Annotated in this window: 10 protein-coding genes, 1 other RNA gene and 1 pseudogene; 4 read left to right on the forward strand and 8 right to left on the reverse strand. The window is 66.4% G+C overall.

Annotation, left to right across the window (positions count from 1 at the left end; all coding sequences use genetic code 11):
* Together ACK42S_RS11735 and gyrA are read right to left on the reverse strand one after the other, a co-directional pair.
* A partial coding sequence (locus ACK42S_RS11735) for an aminotransferase class V-fold PLP-dependent enzyme (protein ID WP_409707433.1) occupies positions 1 to 585 on the reverse strand: 585 nt, incomplete at its 3' end.
* A gap of 67 nt (positions 586 to 652) precedes the next feature.
* Positions 653 to 3,283 carry a DNA gyrase subunit A gene (gene gyrA / locus ACK42S_RS11740; protein WP_409707436.1) on the reverse strand — a complete coding sequence of 877 codons (2,631 nt, stop codon included), beginning with the start codon at positions 3,281 to 3,283 and terminating at the stop codon, positions 653 to 655.
* Between the two features lie 277 nt (positions 3,284 to 3,560).
* Here gyrA and ompA point away from each other — a divergent pair, with 277 nt between their 5' ends.
* The 4 genes from ompA to ssrA all read left to right on the forward strand — a co-directional run bounded on the left by ompA (position 3,561) and on the right by ssrA (position 6,094).
* The gene (ompA, locus tag ACK42S_RS11745; protein ID WP_409707439.1) at positions 3,561 to 4,217 is read left to right on the forward strand and encodes an outer membrane protein OmpA; all 657 of its coding nucleotides are present in this window, start codon (positions 3,561 to 3,563) and stop codon (positions 4,215 to 4,217) included.
* Between the two features lie 77 nt (positions 4,218 to 4,294).
* Positions 4,295 to 5,005, forward strand: a complete 711-nt coding sequence (gene ubiG / locus ACK42S_RS11750; protein ID WP_409707442.1) for a bifunctional 2-polyprenyl-6-hydroxyphenol methylase/3-demethylubiquinol 3-O-methyltransferase UbiG — start codon at positions 4,295 to 4,297, stop codon at positions 5,003 to 5,005.
* Positions 4,990 to 5,673: a phosphoglycolate phosphatase gene (gph, locus tag ACK42S_RS11755; protein WP_409707445.1), complete on the forward strand. Its 684-nt coding sequence runs from the start codon at positions 4,990 to 4,992 to the stop codon at positions 5,671 to 5,673. Before ubiG ends, gph begins: the two co-directional genes overlap by 16 nt.
* A gap of 62 nt (positions 5,674 to 5,735) precedes the next feature.
* Positions 5,736 to 6,094: a transfer-messenger RNA gene (ssrA, locus tag ACK42S_RS11760) on the forward strand.
* Positions 6,095 to 6,399: 305 nt separating this feature from the next.
* On the opposite strand, the gene ACK42S_RS11765 is transcribed toward ssrA, so the two are convergent.
* The 6 genes and pseudogenes from ACK42S_RS11765 to ACK42S_RS11790 all read right to left on the reverse strand — a co-directional run.
* Positions 6,400 to 6,873 (reverse strand): hypothetical protein, encoded by a 474-nt coding sequence (locus ACK42S_RS11765; protein WP_409707448.1) that lies wholly within the window; start codon positions 6,871 to 6,873, stop codon positions 6,400 to 6,402.
* Positions 6,870 to 7,253: a site-specific recombinase resolvase gene (locus ACK42S_RS11770; RefSeq protein ID WP_409707450.1), complete on the reverse strand. Its 384-nt coding sequence runs from the start codon at positions 7,251 to 7,253 to the stop codon at positions 6,870 to 6,872. The genes ACK42S_RS11765 and ACK42S_RS11770 overlap by 4 nt, the downstream gene beginning before the upstream one ends.
* On the reverse strand, positions 7,250 to 8,638 hold the full coding sequence (locus ACK42S_RS11775; protein ID WP_409707453.1) for a recombinase family protein: 1,389 nt from the start codon (positions 8,636 to 8,638) through the stop codon (positions 7,250 to 7,252). The genes ACK42S_RS11770 and ACK42S_RS11775 overlap by 4 nt, the downstream gene beginning before the upstream one ends.
* Positions 8,638 to 9,081, reverse strand: coding sequence for a DUF2924 domain-containing protein (locus tag ACK42S_RS11780; protein ID WP_062196729.1), 444 nt, complete (start codon positions 9,079 to 9,081; stop codon positions 8,638 to 8,640). Before ACK42S_RS11780 ends, ACK42S_RS11775 begins: the two co-directional genes overlap by 1 nt.
* 8 nt (positions 9,082 to 9,089) lie before the next feature.
* Entirely contained in the window at positions 9,090 to 9,281 is a 192-nt protein-coding gene (locus ACK42S_RS11785) for a hypothetical protein (RefSeq protein WP_062196721.1), read from the reverse strand.
* Positions 9,282 to 9,388: 107 nt separating this feature from the next.
* Positions 9,389 to 10,560 (reverse strand): annotated as a pseudogene (locus ACK42S_RS11790) (hypothetical protein); the annotation flags it as partial.

Here is a 10,560-nt window from a genome sequence, read left to right on the forward strand (position 1 = left end):
GGTGAGGGTGCCGCTCGCGAGGGTGGCGGTCACGCTACCGAGGATCGCCAGGAGCGAGTTGTTCGGCAGGCTGACGTCCAGGCGGAGCGGGTCCGAGTCCGGAGCGTCGTTCAGGAGGTTGAGCGTCGTCATCACGAGCGGCGAGCCGAGCGCGTTGGAGACCGCGCCGCTCAGCAGCCACCGGAGGTGGGGATCGGGGAGGGTAGTGTGGCCTCTGTTTTTGTTACTGGGCCCCACGGCGGGGTCGCAGTAGCGTGCGGCTTCCTTGAAGGACTTGGCCGACCATGAGCCGGTGACGACGAAGTCCACTGCGCCGCCACGCGAAAGGTTGAGCGGCACGATGGCGTTCTCGCCCAGGCCGCCGCCTTGCATGAAGAGCACCTTGAAATGCGCGGGCACGCCCAGCAGTTCGCGCAGGTCGGCTTCGGCCCGGTCGATGATCTCGCCGAACTCGCGGCCACGGTGGCTCATCTCCATCACGCTCATGCCGCTGCCGTGCCAGTCCAGCATCTCGGCGGCGGCCTGTTCGAGCACCGGCTGCGGCAAGGCCGCGGGGCCGGCGGAGAAGTTGTAGGGGCGTTTCATGTCGGCATGGGCTGCAAGGGTCGCAAGGGCAGGCGCGCTGCAGGGCGCCTGCGGGCTGGGGGCGGGCTCAGTCGGAGGCGTTGCCTGAGCCTCCATCGCCTTCGCCGTCGCGCTCGGCGGCGTCGTTCTCGACGATGCGCTGCAGACCCGAGAGCTTGGCACCGTCGTCGAGTGCGATCAGGGTCACCCCCTGGGTGGCGCGGCCCAGCTCGCGGATCTCGGCCACGCGGGTGCGCACCAGCACGCCGCGGTCGGTGATCAGCATGATCTCGTCCTCAGGGCGTACCAGCGTGGCAGCCACGACCTTGCCGTTGCGCTCGCTTTGCTGGATGGCGATCATGCCCTTGGTGCCGCGACCGTGGCGCGTGTACTCGGTGATCGGCGTGCGCTTGCCATAGCCGTTTTCGGTAGCGGTGAGCACGCTCTGGGTCTCGTCCTCGGCCACGAGCATCGCGATCACGCTCTGGCCGTCTTCCAGCATCATGCCGCGCACACCGCGGGCCTGGCGGCCCATCGCGCGCACATCGTTCTCGTCGAAGCGTACGGCCTTGCCGCCATCGGAAAAGAGCATCACGTCGTGATGCCCGTCGGTCAGGGCGGCACCCACGAGGTAGTCGCCCTCATCCAGGTCCACCGCGATGATGCCGGCCTTGCGCGGGTTGCTGAATTCGTCCAGCGCGGTCTTCTTGACGGTGCCCTGGGCCGTGGCCATAAAGACGTAGTGGTCGGCCGGGAAGCTGCGGAACTCACCCGTGAGCGGCAACACGACATTGATCTTCTCGCCGGGCTGCAGCGGGAACATGTTGACGATGGGCTTGCCACGCGAGGCCCGGCCGCCCTGGGGCACCTCCCACACCTTGAGCCAGTAGACCCGGCCGCGGTTGGAGAAGCACAAGATGTAGTCGTGCGTGTTGGCGATGAAGAGCTGGTCGATCCAGTCGTCTTCCTTGGTGGCCGCCGCCTGCTTGCCGCGGCCGCCGCGGCGCTGGGCGCGGTACTCTGCCAGCGGCTGGCTCTTGATGTAGCCGGCATGGCTGAGCGTGACCACCATGTCCTGTGGGGTGATCAGGTCCTCGGTGTCGAGTTCCTGGGCGTTGTGCTCGATTTGGCTGCGACGTGCGCCCACCTTGGTCTGGCCGAACTCCTGTTTCAGTGCGGTGAGCTCCTCGCCGATGATGAACGTGACGCGCTCGGGCTTGGCCAGGATGTCGAGCAGGTCGGCGATCTGGGCCATCACGTCCTTGTATTCGCCGATGATCTTGTCCTGCTCCAGGCCCGTCAGGCGCTGCAGGCGCATTTGCAGGATCTCGCCGGCCTGGTCGTCGGACAGGCGGTACAGGCCGTCGGTCTGCAGGCCGTAGTGCAGGGGCAGGCCCTCGGGGCGGTAGGCCGCGCGGCCGCCGACCGTCTCGCCTTCGGCGCGGGCCAGCATCTCGCGCACGAGCGAGGAGTCCCAGGAGCGTGACATCAGCTCCTGCTTGGCGATCGGAGGGGTCGGCGAGTTCTTGATGATGGTGATGAACTCATCGATGTTGGCCAGGGCCACGGCCAGGCCCTCGAGGATGTGGCCGCGTTCGCGCGCCTTGCGCAGCTCGAACACCGTGCGGCGGGTGACTACCTCGCGGCGGTGTTCGAGGAAGATCTCCAGCAGGTCCTTCAGGTTGCACAGCTTGGGCTGGCCGTCCACGAGGGCGACCATGTTCATCCCGAAGGTGTCCTGCAGTTGCGTCTGCTTGTACAGGTTGTTGAGCACGACCTCGGGCACTTCGCCGCGCTTGAGCTCGATCACCACCCGCATGCCCGACTTGTCGGACTCGTCCTGGATGTGGCTGATGCCCTCGATCTTCTTCTCGTGAACCAGCTCGGCGATACGCTCGAGCAGATTCTTCTTGTTCACCTGGTAGGGGATCTCGTCGACGATGATGGCTTGGCGCGTGCCTTTGTCGATGTCCTCGAAGTGGCAGCGCGCGCGCATCACCACCTTGCCGCGGCCGGTGCGGTAGCCGTCGCGCACGCCCGACAGGCCGTAGATGATGCCGGCGGTGGGGAAATCGGGCGCCGGGATGATCTCCATCAGCTCGTCAACCGTGGCCTGCGGGTTTTTCAGCAGGTGCAGGCAGGCGTCGACCACTTCGTTGAGGTTGTGCGGCGGGATGTTGGTGGCCATGCCCACCGCAATGCCGGCCGAGCCGTTGACCAGCAGGTTGGGCAGCCGCGTGGGCAGCACCAGCGGCTCCTTCTCCGAGCCATCGTAGTTGGGGCCGTAGTCGACGGTTTCCTTGTCGATGTCGGCCAGCATCTCGTGGGCGATCTTGGCCAGGCGGATCTCGGTGTAGCGCATCGCCGCGGCGTTGTCGCCGTCCACCGAGCCGAAGTTGCCCTGGCCATCGACCAGCATGTGGCGCAGCGAGAAGTCCTGCGCCATGCGCACGATGGTGTCGTACACCGCGGAGTCACCGTGCGGGTGGTACTTACCGATCACGTCGCCCACGATACGGGCCGACTTCTTGTAAGGCCGGTTCCAGTCGTTGTTGAGTTCGTGCATCGCGTACAGCACACGCCGGTGCACCGGCTTGAGGCCATCGCGGGCATCGGGCAGGGCGCGGCCCACGATCACGCTCATGGCGTAATCGAGATAGGACCGCCGCATTTCCTCTTCGAGGCTGACGGGGAGGGTTTCTTTGGCGAACTGAGTCATGCGATCCCTGAAGCGGCGGGACAACCGAGCGGTTGTGCGGGAAGGTGTCAGACAACGTCTGACAAACGGTCATTCTAATGGGGCCTGGTTGTCGTGCATGCGCAACAAGTGAGGGTGGGGCCCAGGGGGTGGGGGACAAAAACTTGTTCAAGTGACACGCTATGGCACAATGAATTGTCGATAGTAAAAACTCGCGGTAACGGCGGGTTTCCTGGATCCGTCCCGCTTTTGGTGGACTTTTCGCAGCCTGTCTGCGGCTTTTCTTGCGAGGAGAAACATGAACAAACTGAACAAAGTGGCGGCGCTGTTTGCTTCGGCCGCACTGGCCTCCGGTGCGCTGGCCCAGACGGTTGACAACTGGCGTGCAACCGATGGCACCGTGTGGAAGAACGGTACGAACGAACTGTGCTGGCGTGATGCCACCTGGACTCCCGCCACGGCGGCCCAGGTGTGCGATGGCGCGCTGAAGCCCGCCCAGGCTCCGGCGCCCGCTCCGGCCCCGGCGCCCGCGCCCGCTCCGGCACCCGCTCCGGCCCCGGCCCCGGCGCCCGCTCCGGCCCCGGCGCCGACCAGCGAGAAGGTGACCTTCGCAGCCGATGCCTTCTTCGACTTCGACAAGGCCGTGCTGAAGCCCGAGGGCCGCGCCCGCCTGGACGACCTGGTCGACAAGATCAAGGGCATCAACCTGGAGGTCATCATCGCCGTGGGGCACACCGACTCCGTCGGCAATGACGCCTACAACCAGCGCCTGTCGGTGCGCCGTGCCGAAGCTGTGAAGGCCTACCTGGTTTCCAAGGGTGTCGAGCAAAACCGCGTCTACACCGAAGGCAAGGGCGAGAAGCAGCCCGTGGCCGACAACAGCACCCGCGAAGGCCGCGCCAAGAACCGTCGCGTGGAGATCGAAGTGGTCGGCACCCGCGCCATCAAGCGCTGAGCCACCGCGCTTCGAACGCAAACCCCGCTTCGGCGGGGTTTTTTCTTGATGCCGCGCACTGGGGCACAATGCGCGCCATGAGCGACACCCCCTTCAATGCCGACCCTCAGGAACTGGCCAAATTCAGCGAGCTGGCGCATCGCTGGTGGGATCCAGAAAGCGAGTTCAAGCCGCTGCACCAGATCAATCCGTTGCGACTGGACTGGATCGACGCGCAGGCTGGCCTGAAGGGGCAGCGTGTCGTGGACATCGGCTGCGGTGGGGGCATCCTCAGCGATGCGATGGCCCGTCGGGGCGCACGTGTGCTGGGTATCGACCTGGCCACCAAGCCGCTGCGGGTGGCTCAACTGCATGCCCTGGAAGCTGGCACGCCCGACATCGAGTATCGCGAGGTCTCCGCCGAGGCCCTGGCGGCTGAGCAGCCCGGGCAGTTCGGTGTCGTTACCTGCATGGAGATGCTCGAGCATGTGCCCGATCCGTCCTCCGTCATCCGGGCGGCCGCCACCTTGGCCAAGCCGGGCGGCTGGGTGTTCTTCTCGACGATCAACCGCAACCCCAAGTCCTTCCTCTTCGCCATCGTGGGGGCGGAATACGTGCTCAAACTGCTGCCGCGCGGCACCCACGAATATGCCCGCTTCATCCGTCCGCGCGAGCTGGCGCAGTGGTGTCGTGATGCGGGGCTCGATGTCGTCTCCAGCCGGGGCCTGGAATACAACCCGTTGACGGGACGCTACTGGCTGTCGGACGACACCAGCGTGAACTACCTGTTCGGATGCCGCAAGCCGTGAGCGCGGTCCTGCCGGGCATCCGGGCGGTGCTGTTCGACCTGGACGGCACCCTGGCCGACACCGCTCCCGATCTGGCGGGCGCCGCCAACCGCATGCGGCAGCGGCGGGGCCTGCCGCCCTTGCCGGTGGAGCGCCTGCGGCCGGTGGCTTCGGCCGGCGCACGGGGCATGATCGGCGTGGCGCTGGGCGTGCGCCCCGCAGACTCCGCCTTTGAGGCCCTGCGCGAGGAGTTTCTGGCCGAGTACGCGGCCGCGCTCGATGTCGAGTCCCGTCTGTTCGATGGCGTGCCCGAGCTGCTCGACCGCCTGGACGGGGCCGGACTGCCCTGGGGGGTGGTGACGAACAAGGCGATGCGGTTCACCGGCCCTGTGCTCGAAGCCCTGGGTCTGGCCGAGCGGGCGGCGGTGGTCATCGCGGGCGACACGACGCCTTACGCCAAGCCCCATCCGCAGCCGCTGCTGGAAGCCTGCCGCCGTTTGGCGATTGAGCCGAAAGGCGCGGTGTATGTGGGCGATGATCTGCGCGACATCCAAGCGGCACGAGCTGCCTGCATGCCTAGCGTGGCGGCAGCCTACGGGTATCTCGGGGAGCACGGCGACGTGTCCACCTGGTCGGCCGATCACGTCGTGCCTCATCCGCTGCGAATGCTGGAGCTGCTGGGACTGTGAGCGGCCGGCCGATCTTGAAAACCGGCTTGTCAATCCGACATACAATGCCTATCCCGTTTTCCGGGGCCGACCTGGTTTCGACGTGGGTGCGGATTCGGAACAGGGCATGCCGAGCACCAGTTCGCTCGTTAATCCACTGGAACAAAGTAACTGCGAACGACGAACGTTTCGCCCTCGCCGCTTAATCCCGGCGAGCCTCTCAACGGTTGGCCGATAGGCCGGGCCCGCAAGGGCTGAGAGGTCATTCATATCGGCTGGTCCGCCGCCGGGTCACACGGTGGCGGACGAGATCACGTGACTGGTGGGGTTGGTAGCGTGCTGCTGCGCGACCGCCCCGCGAGACCCAAACCAGCCAGCTAAGCATGTAGAACTGTCCGTTGATGGCTTGCGGACGCGGGTTCGATTCCCGCCGGCTCCACCAATACCCCAAGGCCAACCCTTATCGGTTGGCCTTTTTTCTTGCGCGCTCCCCGTGTGTTGGCGCGGGTTTGCGGCGGGGTCTTGCGGGTGAACCCCTTGCGCGTGGCCGCTCTCGCCGCCTCTCTGGCCTCTCTGTTCTCTACTTTTCGCCCGGTGCCCGTGGAGGACTCCTGGGGCCTGTCCTTGCCGTGAGAAGGACTTAGCCGCGCCGGTTGGCGTCGGCAACTGCCCGGTAGTGGCGACCCAGTTGCCACCCGACAACAAAAAAGCCGCCCGAAGGCGGCGACAAGGCAGTGAGATGACCCGCTAGCTCACCGTGGCCAGCACCCGCATCTGCTCGGCCCAGCCATAGGGCCAGGGTCGGCCCAGCAGCCGCTCCACGGGCAGATCGGGGCCATCGACCAGGCGTTCCACCACCTCCGGGGCCAACAGGGTCAGCCGCATCAGGCGGTGGACCTGGGAGACGTCCATTCCCTCTGCCTCGGCAATCTCGGCGACCGAGGCAAACCGCCCGGTGCTGAGCAGCCGTTGCCAGTGGTGTGCCAGGCCCAGCGCCCGCAGCAGCGCAGTGTCCACGGTCTCGGGGTGCTCGGGCGCGGGGCGGCAGGCCTGAGACTCGGCGTTCGCTGCTGCCCCGGGCGGCGCGATGACCTCGCGCCGGACATTGCGCCGCACCAGCCGCCAGGGCACGAAGGTCTCCAGCTTCACGGCGCCAGCCGGCGCCGGAATCTGGCGCACGACAGGCTCGCCCACGAAGTGTCCGCGGTGTTTGGCGCTCATGTGGCCTCCTCCATGCGCTGCACGATTTCGCGCTGCGCCTGCCAATCCACCGGCAGCGGGTTGCGCTGGAACCACAGCAGGCTCATGCGGCGCGGCTGGCGTCCGGCCAGCAGCATCTCGACGATATCGGGGGCCAGCAAGGTCAGGCGCAGCAGCTCGTTGACCGTGGAGTGGTGCAGCCCCTCGGCGCGAGCGATGGCCGAGCCGCTGGGCATCGCGCCGCTGTCCAGCAGGCGCTGCCAGTGGAAGGCCCGCGCCACCCCCTCGACCAAGGTGCTGTCGTGGACTTCGCGCAGCTCGGGCGGGGCCTGCATCACCTGGCGCACCCCGCGGCGGCGCAGTTTCAGCGGCACAAAGGTTTCAAGCGATCTGTCCCTCATGCCTCGGCCTCCAGCAGCTCGGCGCCGATGCTCCTGGGGGCGAACTCGCCGATCAGGGCGTCCCAGCCCAGCTCGCGCCACTTCACCTTGATGCCCTGCAACTCGCCGGCATAGACCATGTCGATGCGCTCGATCATCAGATTGACGATACGGTGCTGCTCGACCGGGAAGAGCTGATCCCATACGTCGCTCAGCCGCCCCATCGCCATCACGACCGTGGCCTCGTCGATCGGTGTGCCCTGGCGTTGGACATGACGGACGACCGCGGCGATGGATTCGGGGCTGGTCAGCACGGTGCGGATCTGGGCGACCACCGCGGCCTCGATCTCGGCGGCCGGCAGGCGTGCGAAGCCCTTGCCCGGCGCGCCGAACCGCGCCTCGGACTTGGAGACGTAATAGCGGTACTTGCGCCCGTTCTTCTCCGAGTAGGTCGGATACATCCGCTCGCCAGAGGGGGTATACAGCAGCCCGCGCAGCAGCGCGTCGTTGCGCGCGCGGATCTTGGTCTCCACCCCACGGGCGTGGCTGTCACGGGCCAAGACCGCGTGCACCTGATCCCACAGCGCGCGATCGATGATCGGCTCGTGCGCGCCCGGATACCACTGGCCACGGTTGGATAGCTCGCCGAGGTAAATGCGGTTGCGCAGCACCTTGTGGATGTACTTTTTGTCGATGCGCGTGCCGCTGCGCACGCGTCCCTCCTGCGTCGTCCAGGCCTTGGTCGTGATGCCTTCGGCCGTCAGCCGCGCCGCAATCTGCGTCGGCGAGCCGATGGTCCGCATCTCCTCGAAGATGCGCCGCACCACCGCCGCTTCGGTTGGGTTGATTACCAGCTGGCGGTTGACCACGTCGTAGCCGAGGGTGGGCACGCCGCCCATCCACAGCCCTTTCTTCTTGGCGGCGGCGATCTTGTCGCGGATGCGCTCGCCAGTGACCTCGCGCTCGAACTGGGCGAAAGACAACAGGATGTTGAGCGTCAGCCGCCCCATCGAGGTGGTGGTGTTGAACTGCTGGGTGACCGAGACGAAGGAGACGCCGTGTCGCTCGAATACCTCGACCATCTTGGAGAAATCCGACAGGCTGCGTGTCAGGCGGTCGATCTTGTAGACCACGACGATGTCGATGGCACCGCGCTGGATGTCGGCCATCAGACGCTTCAAGGCCGGGCGCTCGGTGTTTCCACCGGAGTAGCCCGGGTCGTCGTAGTCGTCGGCCACGGGGATCCAGCCCTCGCTTCTTTGGCTGGCGATGAAGGCATGGCCCGCTTCCTTCTGCGCGTCGATGGAGTTGAACTCCTGGTCCAGGCGCTCATCTGACGAGACCCGGCAGTACACCGCACAGCGCTTGCGCGCCTTGGTGCTGGCGATCTGGCTGCTGTCCGGCATCACGCACCTCCCTTCAAACCAAAGAACGCCGGCCCCGACCAGTGGGTGCCCGAGATGTGGCGCGCCACCGCGGTCAGGCTCGTGAAGCAGCGACCTTCGTACTCGAAGTGGCCATCGGCGTTGACCGTGACCCGGTGCTCGCGCTCGCCCCACTCGCGCAACAGCACGGTGCCGGGGGCGAAGTCGAACTTGCGCGCGCGGGCACGCAGTTTGATCTTGGAGTGCTTGGCGCCGATGGCCTCCAGGCGCTGGCGGGTTTGGGGGGGCAGGCCGCCGAAGGCTTCCTCCTGCAGCTTGTAGGCAAGGCGCGACTCAACAAAGGTGCGGTTCGGAAACTCCGGTCGGCGCTCGAAGTAGCGATCCCAGAGCGTCCAGAGCTCGGCCATCGGCAGGTGGCCCAGTTCGGCAATCCGTGCGGCGACGCTGGCGTGCTTGTCGTTCATGTCGTTCATCACAACGGCTCCTGTAGAGAGGGGGTTGTATGAACGCGCTGGTGGGGCAGGAAGCCAAGCTCGATGTCGCGCTGGTTTGGCTTCGGTGCGACACGCGTACGGACGATAGCGCTTGCGAGGATGGCAGTGATCTCACCCGCACGCGCGGCGGGGCTCATGTCTGCGGGAGAAGGCAGTTCGAGGTGGTTCATGACGGCTCCAGGGAATCGAAACCGTCATCCATGATGAGCGCCGAAGTCCGAAACAGATCGCAATGCCGATCAATCGGAACGGCGCAGCGAGCTGCGGCGATCGTGCTTCACATTTCTTCGCTCACAGCCTCGGCTGCCGCATTGCTCGCCTCACTGTCATCGACGATGACGGCATCGAGCGGTGTCAGCTTGAGCTGCCACGCCCGTGTGCCGGGCACGGTCTCGATGTATTGGCGCCAGGGCGATCGCTTGCCGGTGAACAGGTTGGCCGGTGATGTGCAGCCGGTACCGTCCATCAGCCGCTTCGTATTGACGTGAGGCGAGCCACTGAGGAATGCCTCCACCAGCCGCTGCAAGACGGTGATGCGTCCTTTGCCAGTGACCTGCCAGGGCGGCTTGCCGGGGACATACAGCGTTGCCGAATGGCCGTCAGGCGAGAGTTTGAGGGCAACGGTCGAGCCTCCCATCGCCGCCAGCTGCTGGTGGCGGTAGGCGACCTTCAGCCGTTCGAGGTCGATGGCCGTCCCGCTGCCACCATCGGCCAGCACGTCCTCGATCGGGATCACGACGTTGGTCCCCGCGAAAGGAAATGGCGCCGAAGCCGTGGTGAGGACCACCCCCGCCACACCCCGAGGGCGCAGGCGCAGCGCGGCGTCCACCTTCGCAAACTTGCGCGGGTGGGACAGCTGGGATGCGAAGTAAATCGCGACGGCCTGGCTGTCGATTGCCATCTCGCCAAGAAACACCGGGTCGTGCGCGTCGAACGGTTGGCCGCGCACGGCCTTCAGGGCAGACCCCAGCCCCGTGACCAGCTCCTCGCGCAGCCACTCCAGTTGCACCTTCCAGCGTCGGGCGTAGCGAGCGGGCAACATCACGTCGTGGCCGGTGAGTGGGTCGCGGTAGCGAACCTGGTCGGCGTCAGTGCAGCGTTCCAGCGTCACCGTCATCGGCGGGCCATCGTCCAACGGGATGGTCATCTCGGTGATCCGGTCGCCCTCGATGAGGATGCCCTCGTCTTCGAACCGTTCGATGTCGATGCCGAGCTTGGCCAGCGCGAAGCCATCCATCGGGCTGGTTGCGCTCTCGAGAAGCCTGGACACTTGCGCGAGGAGAGCCGGGTCGTCACGGCCGGAGCCGGGATGCAACGGCCGACGCACCCCCAGGGCTTCGAGCAGCTGAAAACCCACGCGGCGCAGGCGCTCATCCTTCTCACCGGAGAGGCTGCAGCGACCGGGATCGGCCAGCACGATGGTCAGCGGGGTGACCTGGGTCTCGCCTT

Source organism: Caldimonas sp. (genome assembly GCF_046289365.1).
GTDB lineage: Bacteria > Pseudomonadota > Gammaproteobacteria > Burkholderiales > Burkholderiaceae_C > Caldimonas.